Origin of the sequence: Vreelandella alkaliphila (assembly GCF_016107625.1) — a bacterium.
Lineage (GTDB): Bacteria > Pseudomonadota > Gammaproteobacteria > Pseudomonadales > Halomonadaceae > Vreelandella > Vreelandella alkaliphila.
In genome coordinates, this window is record NZ_JABASV010000004.1 from 344,489 (window position 1) to 370,131 (window position 25,643).

Consider the following 25,643-nt stretch of genomic DNA (forward strand, 5'->3'; position numbering starts at 1 on the left):
CCCCTAGTCATTCGATACCAGATCAGAAAATTCATCGCGCTGGATGAGTGCGTAGGCGTTGGCTAAAGCCTTGCGTAGCTCAGCGGCGCTAAAGCACGCTTGTGCACGGTGTCGAGCAGACTGCCCTAGCTGCCTGCACTGGTCAGGATCATTCGTCAACATCGCCACCTGCTGGGCAGCCATCAATGAGTCACCAAAAGGAACTAATATGCCAGTAGTCGCATCGCCATTTTCAGCAGCAACGACAAGCTCACCCAATGCGCCCCAATCATACGCCACAACAGGCCTAGCCGCGGCCATCGCTTCTAACACAGTACGGCCAAAAGACTCCTGGAAACGAGATAGGTTCACCACGATATCCAGCTGAGCCAAGGCTGCCTCAGGATTTTCCACATAGCCCGCAAAACGTATATTAGTAGGCGCTTTGCCTTGAGTTTGACGACGCAGCAGGTCATCAATAGCGGGCGTTTGCGCACCAAACAGCACTACTTCAACCCTTGGGGCCAAGGTGAATAAATGACCCGCCATTGCTTCTACATCTTTCAAGCCTTTTTTAGCCACATTACTGCTCAACATACCCACGCGAACGCCGCTTTTCTGAGTAAAGCCAACGTCTGGCAGTGCAAGCAAGGGCAACATATCAATAGTGTTAGGTACGATCGCAAGATGCGCAGACGAGCCAGGCAATGAAAACGCCTCAGCCACACACTGAGAATTTACGATAACGACATCTGCAAGCTGATGCACGTGGTTCACAAGCTCATTCGGCGTCGCCCCGAGCAATGCACATAAGCTCTCATCGAAGGCAGGCAGTTCTCTCACATGCACAAGGGAAGGAATACCTGCACGCTTTGCCGCAAGGTATGGCTCATGCAGCACCGCCGTATTGCCATGCAGTGCCTTAACGTTATAGCGAGATAGTAGCGCTTCAAACTGGGCTACCGTTGTCTGGTCGGCTTGTTTGCCTACCTGCCACCAACCATAGGGCATTACGACCAGTGCACGACAACGTGTTAGCAGCGCCTGTTCGTAGGCCACGTTGCTGGCTTCCGGGAGTGTTACCACTACGTTCCAACGCAGTTCGCCCATCGCGTCTAGCACATCTAGCAGGCTGCGTTCCGCGCCAAACAGCGTACTGCCCGCCTGATGAGCACAAAGCATTACGGTAGGCCGGTTTGCAAAAGTCCGCTTACCCTGCCATTCGGGCAGTGGCTGATAACCCTTTGCCTGCCCCACACTTAGAAAATGAGCCAGCGGATTAAGGTTAGTTTCTGCAACCTCCGGATAACGGCGCATATAACCAGAGGTCGAAAAACCTGGGCCAGGATCACGCCCCTCGCCTGCACCACTTTCCATGTAGTGGCTTAACGGCTCTACCGGCGTCTGTTGCAAATCGATATAGCGGGTAAGGTACCAGCCCGCATCTAACAAGCCAGACTCACTCACCAGCTCAAACTCACTTGGTGGGGGATTCGGAGGAGCCGTCTCTCGAAGCATGCCTGCCGGAGCGGTAAACAATCGCTCCGTAGGCGCGATAGGCATATTCAGCCCCTGTCTCAACCCCTGTCTCAACCCCTGTTTCAACTCCTGTGCCGACTGATGCCAGCGCCCTGCCACTTGCATATAGCGGAAACGATCGCCGGTGAATTGGCTCACCAAATGAGACGAGGCATGCTGGCTTAACGAACCACTATCAGCGAGTCCAAAGGAAAGCGGTATGCATGGCAGCACGTCATTAACGCTGCCTGCACCGAAGGCGGCTTCTACCCGCCAGCGCCATTCAGTATCCGCATTGACCTTTACACCATCCCAATAGCCCAGGGCTTCAAACACCTCACGACGGAACATCAGCGACGACATGTTTGGATACACCCAGCCGTACTCATCCAACCGCCAACGGTGGAACATAAGCTCAGGAGTTACCCGCACCCAGTGAGACAAACAGGCTTTTATGGTCGGTTGTTCCATTAACGCCCGGCATTGCAGCGAAAGCTTTTGAGGATGCGACCAGTCATCGCTATCGTGGGTGGTAATAAATGGAGCAGTGGCCGCCGCCATACCCGTATTACGGGCAGCGTAAGCTCCTTGATTATGGGAGTGACGCAGCAACACCAGTTCTATATTTGGCGGCAAACTGTTCTGAAGCTGTTCGACCTTAGCAACGCTACTATCGGGGCTAGCATCGTCCACCACGATAATTTCCAAGCGCACGTCGCGTTGGCAAAACAAGCTAGTTAGCGCCATCGTAATCGTACGTTCCGCGTTATACAGCGGAATAATGACGCTCACGTGAGGAGTGAAGGGTGAAGGGTGAGTGGTGTGAGGTAAATGGTGAGGAGTAGCGCCACTACCGCTTGATAAGCCTCCACCGAAGTCAGTATCGGAATAATCAGGCGCGAGATTATACAAATGCAGCAGCTGTTCGGGGTCAGCTAAGGTAATTGGCTGCAATCCCTGGGCCTGAAAATAGCGATTAATTACCGCCAAACGCTCCAGATCTGTATCTGGAGTTAACCGTTCTTTCGATAAACTGAACGCATTCGCCTTGGCTAACGCGGTATCAGCATGGCCTGGATAATGCGCTTCTAAAAACACGAGCGCCTGAGCTAACGCGCTTTTACACTGAGAAGAATCGTCAGACTGCTGGCAGCAAGCGTCTACCACCAGCAATGCTGGGCCAGCAAAGCCAAAATTCGGAAGTTTCCCTTCCGGCAGCAGAACCTCTAACACCGCTGACCAGTTCGCCTGCCAGGCGTACCACCGAGCAAGCTCCCAACGAGCGGTTAAGCGCTCAAGTGGCGTTGCATTATTAGCAGTAAGTAAACGTTGCAAGCGTGGCAACACAACGGCTTCAGCCCCACGCCACAACGCGTGCCCCCAGCCAATGGCTTGATTGCGACATGGTAAGCGCCCTTCTGCCTTACCATGGTGCTGGTAATGCTGCCAAGGGTCGATACCGGCCTTGGCCACATCTGGATACGCAGCCAGGTACCACTGGGCATCAAAGACATCGTTATCAAGGAACTCATTATTAAGCCCTTGGTTAAGCCCTCCCTTAGAAGCACTTTTAAGGGGGGCACTGGCAAGTGATTTACCGGTATTTGCCTTACGTAACCACTTAGCTAAAAAAGAGAGCATGGCAACCTATTATCAAAACACACTAAGCTTAATCGCTGCCGAACAGGTCACGGGTATATACTTTATCCGCTACATCCTGCAGCTCATCCACCATGCGGTTCGCCAAAATCACATCGGCTTTTTGTTTAAACACATCTAAATCGCGCATTACTTCAGAATTGAAGAACTCATCTGCATCAAGCGCCGGCTCATAGACCACCACTTCAATACCCCTAGCCTTTAATCGCTTCATCACACCCTGCATAGCGCTGGCACGAAAGTTATCAGAGCCAGTTTTCATAATCAGCCGGTACACGCCCACCACTTCTGGGTTTCGGCGCATAACGGATTTTGCGATAAAATCTTTACGGGTACGATTTGCCTCAACAATAGCTTGAATTATGTTGCTAGGCACATCTTGATAATTGGCCAGCAACTGCTTGGTATCTTTCGGCAAACAATAGCCGCCATAACCAAAACTTGGGTTGTTGTAGTGTTTACCAATGCGCGGATCCAAGCCCACACCCTCAATAATCTGCTTAGCATTCAACCCATGCGATTCCGCATAGGTATCCAGCTCATTAAAGTACGCCACGCGCATCGCTAAATAAGTATTAGCAAACAGCTTGATGGCCTCAGCTTCCGTGCTGTTAGTCAGCAGAACATCAATATCTTTCTTAACCGCCCCTTGCTTTAGTAGCTCGGCGAAGACCGCTGCACGCTCGGAACGCTCACCCACAATAATTCGCGAAGGATAGAGGTTATCGTGCAGGGCCTTTCCTTCACGTAAGAACTCTGGAGAAAACAACAGGTTTTGTGTGTTAAAACGTTCGGCGGCTTCCGCGGTATAACCGACAGGCACGGTAGATTTAATAACCATCACCGCATCAGGGTTAATACGCATTACCTGAGTAATCACCGCCTCAACGCTTTTGGTATTGAAGTAGTTGGTTTCTGGATCGTAGTCGGTCGGGGTAGCAATAATGACAAAATCCGCCCCTTGGTAAGCGGCCTCGGCATCCAGGGTTGCCGTAAAGTGCAAGTCCTCCCTCTCAAGAAACGCTGTCACCTCAGCATCCTCAATCGGAGAAACACGGTTATTTAGCTTTTCGACCTTTTCAGGAACGATATCAACGGCCACCACCTCGTTGTGCTGAGCCAATAACATCGCGTTTGAAAGACCCACGTAGCCCGTGCCAGCGACTGCAATTTTCATCCACCCTCACCTAAAGTCGTTACATACGATGCCAGACTATTGATTTAAAACGCTTAACTAAAAACCGTCAGGTTAGCCAGTGGGTAACGCTTTGGCAATATGCTCTGCACACCATTTCGCCAACTGCGCATCACCCGCTTCTACCATCACGCGAATCAACGGCTCAGTGCCAGATTTACGTAGCAGCACACGGCCATTGGTAGCGAGCTTATCTTCAGCCTCGGTAAGCGCTTTCTTAACCGGCACACTTTCAAGTGGGTCTTCGTTTTTACTGGCTTTAAAACGCACGTTAACCAACACCTGGGGCAGCTTGCTCATGCCTTGTTTAGCCACATAAAGCGTCGTGCCCTGGTTGAGCAATGAAGTCAGCACGCGCAGGGAAGCAATCACCGCATCTCCCGTAGAGGCATGGTCCAGGCTCAGCAAATGGCCAGAGCCTTCCCCGCCTAAGCGCCAACCTGTATTTTTTAGCTGCTCCATCACGTAGCGGTCGCCTACTTTTGCGCGCACAAAAGGCACTTCAATCGCAGCCAATGCTTGCTCAAGCCCCAGGTTGCTCATCTGGGTGCCAACAATGCCGCCCGTATAACCAGCATCTTTGGCATCTTTCGCCAACAAAAATAGCAGCTCATCGCCATCAACGACGGCCCCTGTGTGATCAACCATCATCAGACGATCGGCATCACCATCCAACGCGATACCAAGGTCGGCTTCGTGCTCTAATACGGCTGTGCACAGGCTGCGCATAGAGGTCGCACCACAGTTCGCATTAATGTTCACACCGTTAGGCTGGTCATGAATGCTAACAACCTCAGCACCTAACTCTTTGTAAACAGCAGGCGCTACTTTGTAGCCAGCACCATTCGCGCTATCCACTACAATTTTCAGCCCGCTCAAGCTTAATGTGCTGGGCAGCACGGCTTTGCAGTATTCGATATAACGGCCAGCCGCATCGTCTACACGGCGCGCTTTACCCAATGCTTCTGAACCTACACACTCCATACCGCCTTCCAGGGCAATATGGAGCTTATTTTCAATTTCCTGCTCTTGGGCATCAGTTAGCTTATAGCCCCCTTGCCCAAATATTTTGATACCGTTGTCGTCAAACGGGTTATGAGAAGCGCTGATGACTACCCCGGCATCTGCACGGAAGGTAGAAGTAAGGTACGCTACACCCGGTGTAGGCAGAGGCCCAACCAGCGCCACATTAACACCCGCCGCTGAAAAGCCCGCTTCTAACGCAGACTCCAACATGTAGCCACTGGCCCGGGTATCTTTGCCAATCAACACTTCTTTAATACCTTCCGCCCCCAGCACTTTGCCAGCGGCCCAACCCAACTTCATTGCAAAGTCCGGGGTCATGGGGAATTCGCCAACACGGCCACGAACGCCATCGGTGCCAAAATATTTACGCATGTCAAAACCTGAATAGTGAGTGGTGAATAATGAAAAGTGAATGGTGAGCCCCCCCGCGGGTGCGCTGACGCTTACGCCGCGCTACAAAACCTGTGCATTCAATACGTTTGTAGCGCGGTGTAACGAATCTCGCGAGGAACAAGCCAATGAGGCACCCTCAGCGGCAGCCCGACGTGAAAGACGGCAGAACAACGCTCAACGGCACTAAATCCCGCCACACCCAGCTCTACCACGCGGGTGCGCTGACGCTTACGCCGCGCTACAAAACCTGTGCATTCAATACGTTTGTAGCGCGGTGTAACGAATCTCGCGAGGAACAAGCCAATGAGGCACCCTCAGCAGCGGCCCGACGCGAAAGACGGCAGAACAACGCTCAACGGCACCAAATCCCGCCACACCCAGCTCTACCACGCGGGTGCGCTGACGCTTACGCCGCGCTACAAAACCTGTGCATTCAATACGTTTGTAGCGCGGTGTAACGAATCTCGCGAGGAACGAGCGAATGAGGCACCCGCGAAGGCGGCGAAGCCGCCCCTGGATTACTCCACGGTGACGCTTTTCGCCAAGTTACGGGGCTTGTCTACATCCGTGCCCTTAACCAGCGCTACGTGGTAAGACAACAGTTGCAGTGCTACCACGTGCAACACGGGCGAAAGCAGGCCGTAGTGTTCTGGCATCACCAGTACATTAACGCCTTCACTCGGCTTAACAGCGCTACCACCATCAGCAAACACATAAAGCTGACCGCCACGGGCGCTCACTTCTTGCATGTTAGCTTTTAGCTTTTCAAGCAGCTCATCATTAGGCGCCACCACCACCACTGGCATGTCTGCATCAACTAATGCTAGCGGGCCATGCTTCAGTTCCCCAGCAGGGTAAGCTTCTGCGTGGATATAGGAGATTTCTTTCAGCTTCAGCGCACCTTCCAACGCAATCGGGAAGTGGCGGCCACGGCCTAAGAACAGCGCATGATGCTTATTGGCAAAATGCTTCGACCACGCCTTGATGCTTGGCTCTAGCGCCAGCACTTTTTCGACCGCGATGGGCAAGTGGCGCAGCTCATCCAAATAGGCTTTTTCATCTGCTTCATCTAGCCGCTGATTCGCTTTTGCCAACAACAGCGTAAGCAAAAATAGTGCGCTGAGCTGAGTGGTGAAGGCTTTCGTAGAGGCAACACCAATTTCCGGACCAGCACGGGTAATAAAGCGCAACAGCGTTTCGCGCACAATGGCAGATTCAGGTACGTTGCAAATCGCCAATGTATGGGTGTGCCCCATTGATTTAGCGTGCTGCAACGCGGCGAGGGTATCAGCGGTTTCGCCCGACTGAGAAATAACCACGACGAGCTGATTAGGATTCGCTACGCTGTGGCGATAACGGTACTCACTAGCAATTTCAACATGGCACGCAATACCGGCGACTTGCTCAATCCAGTACTTAGCCGTCATACCCGCATAGCTAGACGTACCACAGGCCAGAATCAATACGGAATCTACCTGCTCAAAAACGCCTTGCGCTTCTGCGCCAAAAATACCCGGCTGCAGTTGACCTGCACCGCTCAGCATTTCCAGCGTGTTACCCAATGCCTGGGGCTGCTCAAACATCTCTTTTTGCATGTAGTGATTAAACTCGCCTAGCTCAACTGCATTCGCAGAAAGGCTAGAGGTAATCACTTCCCGCTGAGCGGGCTGGCCAAGCGCATCAACCAACGTGATCGAGTCACGCGTTAAGCGCGCGACATCACCATTTTCCAGGTACATCATACGCTGAGTGACAGACAGCAGCGCCGAGGCATCTGAAGCGGCATAGTGGCCGTCATCAGCAATACCTAACATCAGCGGCGAACCTTCACGAGCCACCACTAAGCAATCCGGCTCTTCTTCGCTTACCACTGCCAGAGCAAAAGCGCCTTGCAATTGCGCCACAGCACAACGCACTGCAGAAAAAAGATTTTCCGCTGGTTCGCCAATTTCGCCTTTAAAGCAGGCTTGAATGAGGTGCGCAATGGTTTCAGTGTCGGTGTCTGAAGTGAACTCGTACCCTAACCCCTGAAGCTTTTCACGGAGGGTTTCATAGTTTTCAATGATGCCATTGTGCACAACGGCTAACCCGCTAGAAATATGCGGATGAGCGTTACGTTCAGCAGGAACACCGTGCGTTGCCCAACGGGTGTGCGCTATGCCCACATTACCCACTGCCCCCTTCTCTGCAACGCGGGCTTCCAGTTCAGACACGCGGCCTTTAGCACGGGCGCGCACCAAAGTTCCGGATGCATCTAGCACGGCTAACCCAGCAGAGTCATAGCCGCGGTATTCAAGCACTTTCAAGCCTGACAGCAAAAACGGGGTACATTCCATTGCGCCAATGGCGCCGACGATTCCGCACATACTCAATCCTTTAATAACGACTTATAACGACGATGGCTTTCACTCGCATGCAAAGAGCCATGTGCAAAGAACCATTTGCAAAAAACGACTAGCAAAAGGCCATTTGCAAAGGACTGTTTACAAAGATCCATCACAAAGACCAGCCTCAAAGACCATTCACAAAAAACAGTCACAAAAATCAGCGGCAGAAGACCGATCACAAGAGACCAATCATTGCCTGTATAAAGACCGTTCATGGAAAGCATCCCATGAACAGCCTCTTAAAGGGGAGCATCTTACACTCCCCATGGCTCAGCCTTCAAAGCATGTCCTTCAAAACATGGCCTTCAAAACATGGCCTTCAAAACATGCCCTTCAAAACATGCCCTTTACGCATTTCCCCAAACAATAAAATATGGGTTGAGCTTTTCGCTAGGGTTGGCATAGCTAAGCGGCTCGCCTTCTAGCGTTTCAACCCGGCCACCCGCTTGAAGCACGACCGCATGAGCGGCGCCGGTGTCCCAAAGGCAGGTAGGGCCTAAGCGGGGGTAAGCATCGGCCTTTCCTTCTGCGATTAAGCATAGTTTAAGCGAACTGCCCATGGGCAGCATTTCGTGCTTGCCTAGTTTTTCAAGCCATGCTGCCAAGTCAGGGCTGGGGTGCGAGCGACTACCCACGACACGCCAAGCAGAAGCAGCCTCCGGTTTGCCCGCAACACAAATTTCATGGCGCTCGCCACTCGCTTCCACCTTGAATGCACCTAAACCCTCAGCGGCAACATAAGCGGTTTCAAGCGCCGGAGCGGTAACAACGCCCAACACGGGTTTGCCGTTTTCAATCAGCGCAATATTAACGGTGAACTCGCCGTTACGCTTGATAAACTCTTTTGTGCCATCAAGCGGGTCTACCAGCCAATAGCGACCATTGCTATCTACCCCGGCAAAGCCTTCTGCATCTTCTTCAGAGAGTATTGGCAACTGCACTGGAAGACTTTGCAGGCCACGCATAATCACATGATGGGCAGCTTGATCCGCTTCAGTTAATGGGCTTTTGTCTTCTTTTTCTTCCACGCTAAATTCGCGTGCATAAACCGCCATAATGGCATCGCCCGCTTCACGAGCAATACGTTCCACAGAATCCAATAACGCTTGATCAATCATCTTGTCATTTCCTTATGATTAAGCCACCAAACAGCGACTAGCTGCTTGGTGGCTTATCAGTATTTACATTACACGTTTAACCTACACTGCGTGGAGATCAGCTAATCAAGCCACGCTCCCGTAATGCCTTAATCACACTATCAGCCGCTTCTTCGGCACTCATTTCTGAAGTTTTCAGATGAATATCTGGTGACTCAGGTGCTTCATACGTTGAATCAATGCCCGTGAAGTTTTTCAGCTCACCGCGACGGGCCTTTTTATAAAGCCCCTTAGGATCCCGGGCCTCCACTACATCAAGCGGCGCATCTACAAAAATCTCGATGAACTCACCCGCTTCCAGCAAATCTCGCGCTAGTTGACGCTCGCTGCGGAAAGGCGAAATAAACGCGGACATAACGATCAACCCGGCATCAACCATCAGCTTGGCGGTTTCAGCTACACGGCGCACGTTTTCAACCCGATCAGCATCGGTAAAGCCTAAGTCACGGTTTAAACCATGACGAACGTTATCACCGTCCAGTAAGTAGGTATGCTGGCCCTGGGTAAATAGCTTTTTCTCAACCAAATTAGCGATCGTTGATTTACCAGCACCAGAAAGACCTGTGAACCACAGAACTGCGGGCTTCTGGCTCTTCGCCAACGCACGTGCCTGCTTATCAATATCCACATGTTGCATATGAATATTCTGGCTACGACGAAGGGCAAAATGCAGCATACCTGCACCCACCGTATTGTTCGTCATACGGTCAATCAGGATGAAGCCACCGGTATCGTGGTTATCTTGATAAGCATCAAAAGCAACCGCACGGTTGAGGCTAATCGTGCAGATACCAATGCCGTTCAAATCAAGCTGCTTGCCAGCCGTGTGTTCCAGCGTATTAACGTTAACCTGATATTTAATATCGGTAACGGTCGCTGACACCATCTGGGTGCCTAGCTTCATTAGGTAGGGGCGGCCCGGCAGCAGCGGCGCCTCATGCATCCACACCAACGTTGTTTCGAACTGATCAGCCGTATGCGCAGGCTGCTCTACACCGGAAATGACATCACCCCGGGAGATATCAATTTCATCTTCCAACAGTAGCGTTACCGACTGGCCTGCCACCGCCTCATCCAAGTCACCATCAAAGGTGTAGATGCGTGACACCGTACTGGTTTTACCAGAAGGCTGAACACGGATCTGATCGCCAGGGCGAACAACACCGCTTGATACCATGCCACTGAAACCACGGAAATCCAGGTTAGGACGGTTAACCCACTGCACTGGCATCCGGAAGGGAGAACGCTGCAAATGCTCGGCATCTAGCTCTACGGTTTCCAAATAGCCCATCAGTGTAGTGCCGTGATACCAAGGCATGTGCGGGCTTGGCTCAATAACGTTATCGCCTTTTAATGCCGACATGGGGATAAACGTAATATTTTCCAAACCGAGCTGTTTGGCAAACGTACGGTACTCTTCAACGATTTGGTCAAAACGCGCTTTAGAGTAATCTACCAAGTCCATTTTATTGATGGCAACGACGACATGCCGCATGCCCATCAAAGACATTAAAAAACTGTGGCGACGAGTCTGTGTCAAAATGCCGTGGCGCGCATCAACCATCAAAATAGCAGCGTCTGCCGTGGAAGCACCGGTCACCATGTTACGGGTGTACTGCTCATGCCCAGGCGTATCAGCAACGATAAACTTGCGCTTTTCGGTGGAGAAAAAGCGATACGCTACATCGATAGTGATGCCTTGCTCGCGCTCTGCTGCCAAGCCATCAACCAGCAGCGCGAAGTCCATGTCGCCGCCCTGAGTACCGAACTTTTTAGAGTCAGCTTCAATAGCAGCCAACTGATCTTCAAAGAGCAGTTTAGATTCAAACAGCAAGCGGCCAATCAGGGTGCTTTTACCGTCATCGACACTGCCACAGGTAATAAAACGCAGCAGGCCTTTATGCTCGTGGGCCTTCAGGTAACCTTCGATGTCTTCGGCAATGAGTTCAGATGAATGCGACATTAGAAGTAACCCTCTTGCTTTTTCTTCTCCATGGAGGCAGCGCTATCGTGATCAATCACACGCCCCTGACGTTCTGACGTCTTGGTCAACAGCATTTCTTGAATGATGGCAGGAAGCGTATCGGCTTCAGACTCCACCGCCCCTGTTAGGGGGTAGCACCCAAGCGTACGGAAACGAACCTTGCGCATCATCGGGACTTCACCCGACTCCAGCGGCATGCGCTCATCGTCCACCATGATCAACGCACCATCGCGTTCAACCACCGGGCGCTCTGCTGAGTAGTAAAGCGGCACAATGGGAATATTCTGCAGATGGATATACTGCCAGATATCCAGCTCGGTCCAGTTAGAGATGGGGAACACACGAATAGACTCTTTAGGGTTCTTACGCGTGTTGTACAGCTTCCACAGCTCAGGACGCTGATTTTTCGGGTCCCAACGGTGTTGAGCAGAGCGGAAAGAGAACACGCGCTCTTTGGCACGAGACTTCTCTTCATCACGACGAGCACCACCAAAGGCCGCATCGAACCCGTACTTATCAAGCGCTTGCTTCAGGCCTTCAGTTTTCATCACATCGGTGTGAATCGCCGAGCCGTGCGTAAACGGATTGATGTCTTTCTCGATCCCTTCCGGGTTAATATGCACCAGAAGATCCATGCCGATCTCTTCGGCCATTTTATCGCGGAATTCATACATCGCGCGGAACTTCCAACGCGTGTCTACGTGCAAGAGCGGAAACGGCGGTGGTCCAGGCGCAAACGCCTTACGTGCCAAGTGCAGCATAACCGCAGAATCTTTACCGACGGAATACAGCATGACTGGATTTTCAGCCTCGGCGACCACTTCGCGCATAATCTGAATACTTTCTGCTTCCAGACGCTGCAGATGGGTGAGTGATGTCATCATCTATCCCAATGTTATATGAAAAAATCGTTCTCAAGTGGCCACTCGGGGCGCTGACTTAAAAACCCTTAACTTCAGCAATTTACGCAACTAGTGCGGCCCTATTAACACAGCCCTATATGGTAAGCGTAAAATCAGCAGGCACTGGCACTAGCCAAAACGCAGGCTGCTGCGCTAACCAGTCAGTAACTTCTGGGCTAGCTGAAAGCAAAGCCCCATGAAATACCAGGGCAGCAGCACCGGATGAATTTAATGCATCAAATACCGCTAAGTAATCTTGCGCTTTAGGCGGCTTTTTAAAGCAACGCATTAATAACCGCCCCCTGGGGCCATGCAAATAAATCTGGTACACGGAACCGGATGGACGAGCCACCCGCCGAACACCACCTTGCCAACGTTGGTCCGCATCTTTCAGCTTGGTAAAAACGGGAGCCACCGCGCTGCGAAACCAACGCCCCTCTTGGGAACGCTGCTTTGCTAGGTAGTTATTTGCTAGGTGGCTATTTGTTAAGTACTCAAGTTTCCAAGGCTTATGCTTCAACCCTTGCGCTTCCCACCAGTGTTCAATCGCCCGCTGAGATAGCACAACGCCGTGTTGCGTACTAAGCCATTCAGCCAATCCAGCACTGCTCCAACCTGGTGCTAGGTGCAATAAACTATTTCGTGGCTCCTGATAAAGCGCCTGCCACAAAAGCGCCTGGACATCTGTCCCAAGGACGTTAGCCTGACCTTTTAAACGCCCGCGGGGTTTGACGGGTACCGCTGCCCAGCCGCCTTCACGAAAGGCCTTCCAAGCAGCCGAAACAGTCGGCGCAGAAAGCCCTGTTTGCTGGCTGGCTACCGCAACGGTATGGCCGTCTAAACGAAGCTTAACCGCCTGCTTACGGCGTTCGTTTAGCAATTCAGGCGATAAATGTTTAATGGCCAATATTGAGCATAAACCTTTGATTTAAAACAATTAATAAACAACACATAACGCTATCGTTGGCAATTATTAGACACCATCATAAAAGCCCGCGTAGAATCCAGCAAGTTTCTAACATGAATTATGTTTTGTAAGGATTAACATGAGCCCATGGGCCGTTTTGTTATCAATAGTTGTATTGCTGGTACTGTTAATCAGCGGAAAAGTTAAGCCTGCGATTGCCTTTGTTACCCTTGCTGGCCTGTTTTTGCTGTTTGGGTTTGTTGATACCAGCACGTTGCTAATGCAATACACCAACCCCGCATTGGCTACGCTACTCTTACTACTATTGGTATCACTTGCATTAGAGCGCTCGCCACTGCTGGACTGGCTTTCCCGCCACTTACTCAAAGGCCACCCCCGCTTAGCCACGGCTCGGCTAATGGGCAGCACCGCGGTGCTTTCTGCATTTTTGAACAACACCGCAGTCGTTGCGGCATTTTTAGGGGCTATTTCCCGCCAACAGCGCATTGCACCATCACGGCTATTAATTCCGCTTTCTTACGCCTCGATTTTAGGAGGGATCACTACGCTGGTAGGCACATCCACTAACTTGGTGGTGAATTCATTTAATCTTAGCGCCAGCGGTAGTGAGCTAGGCATGTTTCAATTCAGTTTAGTGGGGGTGCCCGTTGCATTAATCACGCTATGCATACTGCTATGGCGGGCGAATGCCCTACCTCACCATCGCTTGGAAGACACCGACGAAAAGCTCTCCTACTTTCTTGCTGCAGATGTAGAAGCCGACTCACCGATGATTGGCAAGAGTATTGAAGAGAACGGCTTAAGAAGCCTAAATGGGCTTTATCTATTGGAAATTGAACGCCAAGGCCGCCTAATCAGCCCCGTTGCGCCAGAAGAACGCCTTCAAGCGGCCGATACGCTCGTGTTTACTGGAGAAGTGAGCAAAGTTCAGGCACTACAACGCTTTCCTGGGCTCAATCTATTTGGTCATCAAGCTGATAACTTGCTAGCCACCAATTTAGTAGAAGTGGTTATTTCCCACGAATCAGAACTTTCCAGCAAAACACTACAGGACGTCGATTTCCGCAGTATGTTTAGTGCAGGGGTTGTCGGCATACGTCGTGGCGGCAAACGTCTGGAGGGTCAGCTTGGCAAAATCCCCCTGCGTGTAGGCGACTGCTTGCTCCTCGCCGTAAGCGCCGACTTTCGCCAACACCGCAATATAGACCGTAACTTCCATCTGCTCAGTGGCAGTTTCACACGCCCGCAGCTTACGCTAAAAGAGAGCATTATTACGCTAGGTGGGTTTGCAACAGTTATCGCACTCGCGACAGCCAACTTACTGCCGCTGTTTCATGGTTTGCTACTATTGTTGGGCGGCCTATTGCTATTAAAAGTGATTAGCCTGGCAGAATTACGTCGCCGTTTTCCGTTTGAGCTTTGGCTAATCATTGGTTCTGCCTTAGGGATAGCGCAAGCGTTAGAAAACTCAGGAGCCGCCGCTGTCCTGGCAGGAGGAATGCAGTGGATGTTTAGCGGTTACGGCGTTTACGCTGCCTTTATTGGCTGCTATCTACTAACCCTATTATTAACCGAAACAGTCACCAATAACGCCGCTGCCGCCCTGGCTTTCCCTATTGCCTGGAGCACCGCCCAAGCCTTTGGTGTCGACCCTTTGCCATTTGTGATGGCAGTTGCCTACGGTGCAAGCGCCTGCTTTTTAATTCCCTTTGGCTATCAGACCCACCTGATGGTGTATTCACCAGGGCGCTATAAAATTACTGATTTCTTCAAGATTGGTTTACCCGTCAGCATCACTTACTCGGCCGCAGTATTGGTTATAACACCCATGGTGTTCCCTTTTTAGGCTATTTTGGCTAGGGGCACGCGTCATCAACTAGCCACCTCAATTAGCCAACTCGGCTACTTTGAAGCCATGCCGCTCAGCCCATTGCTGACACAAAGCTTTTAAGGATACATTCATATTATCCGCTAACCACACCTGTGCAGTAGGCGCTAAGCGTGGCAACAGTATGGGCAAAAGCTTACAGAGCAACGCTTCTAGATATTCGTCTGAAAAATCTGATGTGCCAATAACCAATAAACTTATGCCTTTAAGGCCCCTTAAGGCATGCTCAGAGACAGCCCCTTCTTCGCTATCAGCCGCCCCTGTAAGCGACAACGACTGCGCCCATAGCCCAAGCCCTTTGCTCTCCAACTGAGCCTCTACGTGCTGACGGGCATTATCACTGTCAGTCATGACAGACACAAAGCCCCGGCTTTTATCCTGGTGCAACCTGCCTAACCTAGAAGCTAACGCGTTATTACCCAATAACAACGTGTGCTGCCACAACCCTGTTCGGTCCATCAAAGCGGCCAGTGCTTCAAGGGAATCTCCATTGCTTGACTGAGTATGTGATGCAGCAAGTCTGCGCTGTGGCGATAGTGTCAGGTGAAACCTTGTGGTCACCTCCAATGAGCTACTCGGCGCAAACACAACTTGCAATAGCTGGCTAGACTCAAGCTGGTTTGCCTTAGTAGAAAAAGCACTGAAAACACGCTCTTCTTTCCAACCACTTACCACCGATAAGCTATCAGGTTGCGCGCCTTGAATTTCCATTAGCAGCTGGCTGCCCGTCGCGCTGCTGATGATCGCACGATTACCTTGAAGACTAATCTTCTTATCTTGCGGAAAGTGCCACTGCAAAATCACTTCGCGAGGCTGTGCATCATTGCAGTGAAAACGTTCAACCACTGTTAACTCCTGCTGTGCCGCATTCAGGGCGACGCGACGCTTATGCGCAACTTGGGGCAGGACATTCAAGGTCATGTCAATAAAAGGAGAAGAGGACGATTCATCAAACGTGGTTACTTCCCAGGCACTCAGACGATGCTCAAAGTCCGCATCATAGCCAGCATCCGACACCAGAGGGATATTATGCGCTGCACGACTGCGCATATAACGGCGTATCGGATCTTTGCCGCTATAGTTATATAAACCTGAGTCAATTAACCAATCCTCGCCACCAGCATAAAGACTAATATGCCCTTCATCTTGTTGGTGATGATAGCGGCTGGAACAACCCACTTTTACGATGCAGTGTAGCGCGTTACGGAAACCCTCCTGACTGGGCCATAAATCGCGAAACACAGCATAGCCAGAGCGGGGATAAACCACGTTAACTTCTGGTGGCCGCTCCCCCTGCTTGCCATTCGTCAATGCATACAGTAGATGTTGATATTCCGCCATATCGCCAAAAGCATCGCGGTACATATTGGAAGTAGGCAGCTGTTCAGTATCTCCAATCGGCGGTAAAAGGCCATCGGGGCGGAGTATATGGGTAATAAAACGCAGTGCTTTGTGGGCAAATACATCGAACTGGCTAGAGAGCCCTCCTAGCACTTCATCGGGATAATCCTTGATGATTCCCAGAAAAACCTTGAAGACAAAAATATGGTATGCAGGGCTGTTTTCAACATGGACGCCTTCGTCCGTAAATGAAAACGTCAATTCACTGCTGATTCGCTGTTTAGCTATCTGCTGCCACGTTAAGGCCTGCTCACCTTCAAACACAGTTCCGAGCAACAACAGCACACGGGCTTGCTCCAACCCATGGTTAGTATGTTCGGAATAGAAACTGTCCTTGGCTAGCCATTGACCGTGTATTTCTACTGCCCTCTCCACATACGCTAAAAATTTAGCGTTTGATTTTGCCCAGTCAGAAGCGTAACGACGACAGTAATAGGTTAGTAGCACCAGCTGCTCAGCTCTTAGTGCGGTAGCATGGTCATGCCAAATAAACTCAAAAGGATACGTCGTATCTGTTTCCAGATAGGTATCCAACCATGACGCAACTGCTTCGCGAGCGCAGTCCAGCACAGCATCATTTTCAGAGGAACGGTGGTAAGCCATCAAATAAGATAAAAACGACAGCCAATTCAACCGCCACTGCCAACTGCGGTCTTTAAGCGGATCTTGCTCCCAGTCGCCCCAGCCACTAAAGTTAACAGCCTTGAAAGGGCCTAGCACCATCTGATGCTCATTGAAAATTTTATCACCATATGACTGGTTATTTTTAGATTTTATTAAATTCTCAAGACGCGAATACACACACATATCAAAGGTGTCATTAAATATGTTACCGCTCATAAAACTTGGCATTAAAATAGCCTTACTTGTAAAAACTGGATAATTTATCAAGTTGAAATTTATAAAATTCATCTACAAAGTGATATGGACTCAGTCCCCAGCGATGGTTTGGATTAGCCATCAATACAGAGTCTGGATATTCTATAAATTGCTTATAAGATATATCCTTCTCAATAACTCTGTAGATAAAGACAAGCAAGTCATTAACCTCAGCCGCAAACCTTTTGTCTTTTTCTTCAAAAACACCACCACCATGAATCCTATCTGTTAAGAACAACTTATTTATAACAATATTATCTACTACACCCAGCTGCTGAGCTTTGGCAAAAAATTCATTCCAAGCAATTTTAAACAATTCTTTCTTTTCATCCGAAAAACGACGAATAGTCCGCCGTGTAGGTATTTTTTTTATTTTATTAATCTTCGCCAACTCTGTGGTTCTAGTCAAGATGCCGCCGGATGGCGTTTCAATTAAATCAAGGCGTTCAACTAGAAAATCCATGATAAGGATATTATCGCTTAAGGATCTAAAAAGAGAGTCTTTGGCTGTTTTAGTCACATCAGCTTGAACCATCCTTTTTTGAAACGGCGAACTGACCAAACTGTAATCAAAAGACTCTTTTGGGGGTGGAGAAAACATACTAACAACAGAAGTTCTCGCAATGTAATTAACAACTGAATAGCTATTATCAAAACCAAAAGCATCCCGACTACAACAGCCACCATAAACTGCTATTCTCTTCACAAACACCTCTCAAAATAACTCATCAACTTTAATTAACTTTTCAGCTTAATTAAATCACATAGCGCCATAGCCAAATATATTTAAAATCTGCTCGATATGAATCTACAATTAAAAAAGGCTCAACAGCATTTCGGCTCTTCTATTAGGTGCTATATCCATGGACCTTAGCGCCATTTCTTTTGCTACCTCTTTGTTATCATCTCTGTATAAAAACCATGCTTTTTCAGCCAAATAAGTTGAGTTTTCAACATTTTCTTCAATATCAATACATTCATTTATCACAAGAGAGTCAATCAATTCTGTCAAACAACCAAGTTCTTTAACATATTTCAGTAATTGATGACCTGCGTGAGGCAGAGGATGCAGCTTACAGTTATCAGAATATGGAAGTATCAACCCTTCAAGAAATTTCACATCTTCGACTTTATAAGGATCGAAAAAAATATTTACATTACCCTTAGAGGTTGGTGTGTCACGAATTTCTTTATGCTTAAAGTTCAACCCTTTAAATCTTTTCTTTATAAATTTTGGATGAGCTGAATTTTTAGGAGAAATCGCGATAACATTAGCATTTATTACTCCTGCATAATAAAGAGCACAGTAACCACCGAGACTCGCTCCATAATTTATATTTGATGACGTTAGGTAATTTCTAACAGCCTCGTGAAAAATGCTCAAACTTAGGTCTTGGTACTGACTATCCCCATCCTGATTAACAGATATCAAATTAAAATTTCTTTTTTTACAATATTTTAAAGCAAATGGAAGAGACTTTTTTCTTGAGCGGGTTCCGTTAAAAGTTATAAACGTCACTTCAGCATGATTATCAAAAAATAATATTCTAAAATTCTCACCTTCTGCTATATTTCTTGATCGGTATTCAGTGTCGTCAACCAAGTACTTAACTTTTTCTCGAATAAAAAAAGATTTGGCAAGGTACTTCACCCTTTCACCATTAATAGCAAAAAAAAACCTAACTGAATACACACCTTCGCCGTACCAAGAGAATACCTTTTCTTTTTTTTTCGTATAGTGCTGCTTTTCAACTACCTCGCCATTTTTTATAAGATAAGCTGCGTAACTCCCTTTAAACGAAGACTCACACTTAATCTTTCCGTTCATATAATAAAAATAAGAATCATACATCAAATTCACCAAAAAATTTTAAACTAAATTAACATTTTACATTAAAAATACAGCAAGCTCTTAATGTCAATTTAAAAATTTTCATAACTTTACTTGCTAGCATAGAAAAAAATCACATATCAGGAAAACAAGACATATATTCTTCTTTTCCAGCTTCTTTAGTGTAGTGAAAAAAAGATCGATACTTTAGACAATTATCTTTAGTTATTTTAATTTTCTTACTCGCAGGCTGCCCGACATAAACTGAAAAATCTTCAACATCAGTTACTACAACAGAATTAGCCCCTATAATACTAAACTTACCTATATTCACCCCACCAAAAACCCTGCAACCTGCTGCTATGTAAACATTATCTTTAATATTAGGAACAAAAAACCTAGAACCATCATCATTAGTCCCAAATTTACCTGGAGAACCTCCGATAGTTACTCCTTGCCCTATGGCTACCCCATTGCCAATAACCGCATCTTTATGCAACACAGTACCAATACCACCATAAGCGAATTTAACACCCTCCCCTAATTTTGTCTTAGGTGACACCACTGAGTTATGGATAAGAAAAATTAAATTTTCAATCTTTTTAATCTTCTTTTCATCCCCTTTTTCTACATAGGGTTGTGCTTTTTCCCATAAATAATATATAGAAGGTATTGCATCCAAAGCATCGTTATAAATATCTAAATATCTTTCTAGATAATCCATAGAGACTCCAAGAGTGAAATTGGATAAACAATCAATATCAACATGAATGTAAAATCTGCTCTTTAACAAGCTGCAAATCAAAATCTGATCTAGAGAGATTTAAATATAAATTTTGGTTAAATATATTATTCTGAATTCCCCTTACTGCCTTTTCAGTATCCAGGTAGACCCACTCCTTCGGATAAATCTCATCCGCACCTTCCCATGGCAATACAATGGGGGTACAGCCACTGGCCGCGCCTTCGGCTACCGCTAGGTGGAAGCTTTCGTGGTCACTTACCGAAAGAATGAAATCAACCCCTGCATACCATTGGGGCATATCATTGCCATGCGGGTCGAAAATCACGGCATCTTTTAGAAGCGGGTCATCTTGTAGTCGACGATACTGTTCTTCATACCAAGCCATTTCTTCAGGCCGGTGCATGACCATCCAAGCAAAGTCTTCTGGCCGCTTTCCTTTTACCCGCAGAATATAATCGGTGTCTTCTTTGCGTAGCTCTTTCAGAATATCCAGCGCACGGTCTAAGCGCTTGCTTTGCGGCACCATACCGACTAAGCCCAACACTTTGCCATTAGTGGGTTGTCGCGGTACCGCCTGCATGGCATCGATATCAACGCCGTTATAAATGACCACGCCATTTTTCTTCAGTGCTGGATTGCGTTGCTGGGCGTTACGCAGCATATGCGGGCCGACAAAAATCACCTTATCAAAGGCATCGAAGGGCACTTGGTCAAACAACACATTGCGCAGTTCTTGAGCGTGTAAGCGCCCTACCAATCGTTGTCCTTCAATTTTATGCTTGGCATACCAAATAGCGTTACCCAGGGTCCACTCACAGAACACGGTATCGGCTTGGCGCACTAAGCGCTTACTAGCGGTTTCATTGTGATGATTATGGCCGGTCCAAAAATCTAGCAATACCCGCATCCCTGCTTTCGTGAAGTAAGGATAAAACGGCTTAATAAATTTGAGATCGTGCCCTGCAATCACGACCGTTTTCTTAGGTGGCACATTGGGAGCCTTAGCATGAACTTGAGGTGGTTTGCGAAGCGTCAAGGTGGGCTTACGCGACCCCCATTTCTGAAGCTGGGAAAGTGCCATTTCCGCATCTGGGCGAAGCAACTGCAATGACGTATCGATAGAAGAATTTTCCACTGCCACCCCCGGCCAGGCACCTTCTTCAAGCACCGCTTGTCGACTGAAAGCAATGCGCTTATGGGGGGCATAAAACGTTGGCCAAATCAGGTCTTCGAGGTCTTCCGCTTCCAATCCTTCCAACGCACGCGGATTAGCCAGCAACCAAAGCGTTTCTGCAGCCACACGTTCGCCATCCGGCGTTGCGCAGCGAATACCCTCCGCTTCTAGCTGGGCACGAGTACCCGCCTGCCATTCACGACTAACAATACATATCGGGCGAACGGTTTGTGCTAACACGCGCTGCGCACCCGCCGGGGTCATTTCAGACGTATAAATAGAGTACGCCGGTGGTTCGGGTGCCTGAACAACCATGCCGGCAGTGCGCAGCATTTGGGTCAGGCGTAGCTCTGTGGTGTGGGCACGCATAACCGCACGGGCACCTTTCAGCGCCACGCGCCAGCGGTATGCAGGATAATGCATCAGATTTTCAAGCGCCTGGGCGGCATCGCTTTCGGTGCGAACCACATGACCCGCCCCTTCCAGATAACGGTTCATGCCAAGGGCTGGGCCGGAAAGCATAGGTGAGCCGCAGGCAGCGGTTTCCACAACACGGCGCGAAAACATTGTTGGCGAATCCAGCACCGAGTTGACATTAATTTGCACCGGATGAGCTTTGTAAGCCTGGATCATCTCCTCATAACTGAGGCTGCCTGCCACATAGTTACCCAAGCCGCCAGGGTATTTGTAGGGCGATGTGGGATCATCGTGCTGGCGATCATAAAGCGTCAAGCCTAAGGGGGCTGCCGCGCTCATGATTTTGTCCATGTATTCGGTGCGCTCAGGATAGCGCTTACCATAATAGGTACCGCCATAAGCGGCCGTTGGCTGCCATTCACGGGTAGAAGGCAGTAAGTTGTGAATCTTCGGTGAGGCATAGAACGGCGCGCTACTGGCCGTTTGAGTCAACGCACCGGGCGTAGTGAGGTAGGGAATAATCCGCCGACTATCGGTCGTAAACACATGGTCACACTTAGCGGCGGTCGCGCGGAAGCGGTCAAAGTGAACCGGGTCTTCCTTATTCCAGAATAACGACGGAATACCCTTGCGGCGGCAATGCGTCAACAAGGCATCAAGCGTTGCAAACTCATGCACGCTGTAATGCCCTACTTGGCGGAACCACTGCCAGTCATTGCCCTTCCAAGCGGATTCTACAAACAGCGCATCAATGGGCTGTTCTTTAATCTGCTCACGCCAGTTGTCCGGTGAAAGCGGCACTACTGTGACGGCACTTGCCAGCGTGTCGGTCGTGAACGTATCGCCAATCAACCCCAGCGTTAGCTGCGAAAGGGTTTTAGCTTCGGGCTCTTGCGCCTGCTGGCGTGAAGCCAGCGACTCACGCAACTGCTGCAAGCTACGGGCATAAATACTAGTAACGTGATTCCAGGTGCGCTCTCGGTCAATCCAAGCACGGGCTGCCTTGCCCAAACGCTCACGCTCTGTGGGGTTGTTGATTAGCGCTTCAATCGCATCGCTTAGCGCCACCGCGTTGTCTTTTTCAAATAACCGCGCACGTTCGCCAGTTGGGCCCGCCATTACCTGATGGGGCGACACATCGGAAAGCACCACCGCCTTCCCCATTGCCATAGCTTCAAGCGGTTTGAGTGCCGATACCATTTCAGTAACCGCTGAGGAAAGCCGCGGTATCGGCATAATATCCATGCACGATAAATAACGTGGCACCTGTTCAAACGCTACCCGCCCTGTAAAGCGGCAGTTCTTTTCAATTCCTAACGTCTTGGCGGTGGCTTTAACGGCATCAATAACCTTGCCATCCCCCACCAGCACAAAGACAAACTCTTGCCCCCGTGACTTAAGCTTAGCTAACGCTTCCAGCAGCAGTTCCAGCCCTTCATAGGCTACCGCGCTACCCGCATAACCGATAACCGGTACACCCGCAGGTAGTTTTAGTTGGCGCGCCACGTCGATATCGGCAGGCCTTGGGGTAAAGCGTTCAGCGTTAACGGCATTAGGTACTACCGTAATTCGCTCACGCGCTACGCCCCAACTGGCGAGTTCATCGGCCAGTTCTTCGGTTAGGGTAATAACTAAATCTGCCTCGAGAGCAGCCTGCTGCTCTAGTTCACGCATCAGTTGGTAACGTTCGGAGCCTGCCCATTCAGGCTGGGTAGAGGCTTGCGTGATTTCCCACAGACCGCGAACTTCATAAACAAACGGTAAACCCAGGCGTCGTGCCGCTATTAACGCTGGCAAGGCGGTAATATGATTCGACGCTGCCACGATAACTTCCGCACCACTGGTTTGCGCTTCACGCAGGTAGTGGTCAGCAGCCTCTGCTAGGTAGAGGTCCAGCGGAGTTTTGGCAAGGTTCCAGCCAGCACACGCCGCGTAGGCCACGCCATCGACAGTGGCTTCATGGTAACCACGGGGCAATCCTTTAGCGCCGCCGTCCCACGGAAAGCCAGGTCGTGTCGTCGCACGCACGTTCCAGCCAGATTCTTGCAAGCCCACCGCGATACCATGAGAGCGAGTCGAATAGCCGTTAGTGGCATGGGGAACCGACTGGTGTAAACAGTACAACACTTGCTGGCGGCGGCTCATCAGCCCGGCGTTGGGTTGGCGAGGCGGCAGCGCCATACCACCTTTAAGGCGCGCTAAGCCCGCTACGAAGGCCTCGAAATCGCGCTTAGGTTTATCAAATTTAACCCCACGAGCTTGCAGGCTTTGTAACGCCAGCAGCGTATCGGTCAGGCGACCCTCTTTATAGAACCATTGGCTGGCCATTGAGTAAGTAACGTCGTCTAAGCCTTCAGGCTCATTCTGGGGTTGCGGCAACGCTAATAGCGGTGTTGGCTCGTTTACCACCATTTCCAGGGTCTCTACCATTCCCTGAGTCAAGCGGCTAAATGTCAGCACGTTGGTGTCTAGCCCTTGAAGAACAGCGTTACTCTGCACGCCTTCCTGCTCAGCACTCTGCTCATTACTTAACCGCTCAACACGTACATCTTCCAGTACTTGCGCCATGGCAGCGACTAACGCCTCTACGTCATCCGCTTTGGCAAAGCTAACCCCCTTCACCACCGGGCAAGCATCTTCTAGAGCAGGAAGCTTCGACATGACCAACCGCTTACCATAGGCCAGCGCTTCCAGTACTTTTGTGGGTGGAGTCAGCTCACATAGCGGCACGGCTTTACGTGGAATAACCACACAGTCCATAAGCGCGTAATACTTCGCTAACTGCTCTTCAGATGCCCGGCCTACTTGAATGAGCCATGGTTTATCTGCATCACGCTGATGACTATTAACAGCGCTGGTGAGCGGCTGCTCATCTCCCACCAGTAACAACTTAATGTTAATACCTTTACTTATCAGTGATTCACAGGCTTGAAACAGGACATCCAACCCTTCGTAAGCATGAAAGCTACCAAGGTAACCAATAACATTGTCACCTTCCCAGATTTCCAACTGACGCTTCAGTCCTGCGTCAATAAACTGAATCTCAGGCAACTCGCGGAGGCCATTCGGTACGACACTAATACGCTGCGGCTGAACCCCACGCTTAATCAATTCCGCTTTCATTGATGCATTAAGGGTAAAGACTTGGTTAGCGTTACGAGCAATAAAACTATCCCGCGCTGCCTCTTCTCGAAAACCTAGTGTGTGGGCATACCCTGGCTCGCGGGCATCGTTGGCAATCTCCCCGAAGCTGCGCACTTCAAAGCAAAATGGTAACCCCATCCGCTTCGCCGCCACCCAGGCAGGTAACGCCGTTTCCCAATTAGACGCAGCCACCACCACCGCAGGCCGATACACCCGAAACCGTTCAACAAAACACTCCACACTGGCATTCAAATTAGCCAGCTGCCCCCGCGGCACCACACCATAAGGCCAGCGCGATTGAATGTAGGTTACCCCATTCACCTCGACATCAGGCGAAAGTTCGCGTTTGGCATAAAATGCCCATGGGCATCCAGGGCGTACAAGACACAGCACCTCTAACCCCTGATGGTTCAGTGCTTCTGCAATACCCTGTGTGCGAACTGCATCACCATTGGTCGCGTCGTACTGACCATGATTAACGACATAAGCCACCCGCCCAGCAACCGGCTGAGCAATAAAAGGAAGGCGATGCTGGGCTAACTGTTCCGCGTGTTTAATCAGGGCGTCCATGTAATACCTGGTCAAAAAGTGAAATTTATAAATAAAAGTAAAGAATTCGATGCGGTGATACTTGCACACCATGATACAAGTAAAGCGAAAAACCGACAGAATAGAAGGTTTGAAGATACCTCGTTACGGATATAACAGCGTCCTTCCTAGCCTCGCCCAGCCCCATCATTCCCGAACCGATCCCATATCCGGCCACGCCCCATACCCGTCATTCCCGAATGGGGTTATCGGGAATCCAGTTTGACCTTACCCGCTTAGGCCCGGCCACCTGAATCAACTTGGATTCCCGCTAAGGGCACGCGGGAATGACAGAGTGGCAGGACACACAGGAATGACGAAGTGGCTTGGTAGGCAGGAATGTTAGTTCAGAAAGCCCACCCCATAACCGTCACTCCCGAACCCACCCCATAACAGTCATTCCCGAATGGGGTTATCGGGAATCCAGTTTGACCTTATCCGCTGAGGC

Annotated in this window: 15 protein-coding genes; 1 reads left to right on the top strand and 14 read right to left on the bottom strand. The window is 49.6% G+C overall.

The window, feature by feature from the left end; all coding sequences use genetic code 11:
* Positions 1 to 3: 3 nt before the first annotated feature.
* From JFC11_RS08640 to JFC11_RS08680, 9 genes are all read right to left on the bottom strand, one after another.
* Entirely contained in the window at positions 4 to 3,138 is a 3,135-nt protein-coding gene (locus tag JFC11_RS08640; RefSeq protein WP_198349226.1) for a glycosyltransferase, read from the bottom strand.
* Between the two features lie 28 nt (positions 3,139 to 3,166).
* Entirely contained in the window at positions 3,167 to 4,333 is a 1,167-nt protein-coding gene (locus tag JFC11_RS08645; protein WP_038485898.1) for a nucleotide sugar dehydrogenase, read from the bottom strand.
* 72 nt (positions 4,334 to 4,405) lie between these two features.
* The gene (gene glmM / locus JFC11_RS08650) at positions 4,406 to 5,749 is read right to left on the bottom strand and encodes a phosphoglucosamine mutase (protein WP_038485902.1); all 1,344 of its coding nucleotides are present in this window, start codon (positions 5,747 to 5,749) and stop codon (positions 4,406 to 4,408) included.
* Positions 5,750 to 6,288: 539 nt separating this feature from the next.
* Positions 6,289 to 8,136 (bottom strand): glutamine--fructose-6-phosphate transaminase (isomerizing), encoded by a 1,848-nt coding sequence (gene glmS / locus JFC11_RS08655; protein WP_095603273.1) that lies wholly within the window; start codon positions 8,134 to 8,136, stop codon positions 6,289 to 6,291.
* A 2-nt stretch (positions 8,137 to 8,138) separates the two neighbouring features.
* Entirely contained in the window at positions 8,139 to 8,372 is a 234-nt protein-coding gene (locus tag JFC11_RS08660) for a hypothetical protein (protein ID WP_198349227.1), read from the bottom strand.
* Positions 8,373 to 8,504: 132 nt separating this feature from the next.
* A complete protein-coding gene (gene cysQ, locus JFC11_RS08665; RefSeq protein WP_198349229.1) occupies positions 8,505 to 9,275 on the bottom strand; it encodes a 3'(2'),5'-bisphosphate nucleotidase CysQ in 771 nt (256 codons plus the stop codon).
* Positions 9,276 to 9,372: 97 nt separating this feature from the next.
* Positions 9,373 to 11,277 (bottom strand): sulfate adenylyltransferase subunit CysN, encoded by a 1,905-nt coding sequence (gene cysN / locus JFC11_RS08670; RefSeq protein WP_198349231.1) that lies wholly within the window; start codon positions 11,275 to 11,277, stop codon positions 9,373 to 9,375.
* Entirely contained in the window at positions 11,277 to 12,179 is a 903-nt protein-coding gene (cysD, locus tag JFC11_RS08675; protein WP_038485914.1) for a sulfate adenylyltransferase subunit CysD, read from the bottom strand. The genes cysN and cysD overlap by 1 nt, the downstream gene beginning before the upstream one ends.
* A gap of 115 nt (positions 12,180 to 12,294) precedes the next feature.
* Positions 12,295 to 13,107, bottom strand: coding sequence for a helix-turn-helix domain-containing protein (locus tag JFC11_RS08680; protein WP_198349233.1), 813 nt, complete (start codon positions 13,105 to 13,107; stop codon positions 12,295 to 12,297).
* Positions 13,108 to 13,246: 139 nt separating this feature from the next.
* Between JFC11_RS08680 and JFC11_RS08685 the strand changes: the two genes are divergently transcribed.
* Positions 13,247 to 14,974 carry an SLC13 family permease gene (locus JFC11_RS08685; protein ID WP_198349235.1) on the top strand — a complete coding sequence of 576 codons (1,728 nt, stop codon included), beginning with the start codon at positions 13,247 to 13,249 and terminating at the stop codon, positions 14,972 to 14,974.
* A gap of 39 nt (positions 14,975 to 15,013) precedes the next feature.
* Here JFC11_RS08685 and JFC11_RS08690 read toward each other — a convergent pair whose 3' ends face one another.
* The 5 genes from JFC11_RS08690 to JFC11_RS08710 all read right to left on the bottom strand — a co-directional run bounded on the left by JFC11_RS08690 (position 15,014) and on the right by JFC11_RS08710 (position 25,177).
* The gene (locus JFC11_RS08690) at positions 15,014 to 17,140 is read right to left on the bottom strand and encodes a heparinase II/III domain-containing protein (RefSeq protein WP_232482828.1); all 2,127 of its coding nucleotides are present in this window, start codon (positions 17,138 to 17,140) and stop codon (positions 15,014 to 15,016) included.
* Between the two features lie 139 nt (positions 17,141 to 17,279).
* A complete protein-coding gene (locus JFC11_RS08695; protein WP_198349238.1) occupies positions 17,280 to 18,002 on the bottom strand; it encodes a DUF6270 domain-containing protein in 723 nt (240 codons plus the stop codon).
* Positions 18,003 to 18,110: 108 nt separating this feature from the next.
* A complete protein-coding gene (locus JFC11_RS08700; protein ID WP_198349240.1) occupies positions 18,111 to 19,148 on the bottom strand; it encodes a hypothetical protein in 1,038 nt (345 codons plus the stop codon).
* Between the two features lie 112 nt (positions 19,149 to 19,260).
* Positions 19,261 to 19,851 (bottom strand): LbetaH domain-containing protein, encoded by a 591-nt coding sequence (locus JFC11_RS08705; protein WP_198349241.1) that lies wholly within the window; start codon positions 19,849 to 19,851, stop codon positions 19,261 to 19,263.
* Between the two features lie 37 nt (positions 19,852 to 19,888).
* The gene (locus tag JFC11_RS08710; RefSeq protein ID WP_232482829.1) at positions 19,889 to 25,177 is read right to left on the bottom strand and encodes a glycosyltransferase; all 5,289 of its coding nucleotides are present in this window, start codon (positions 25,175 to 25,177) and stop codon (positions 19,889 to 19,891) included.
* Between the last annotated feature and the right edge of the window lie 466 nt (positions 25,178 to 25,643).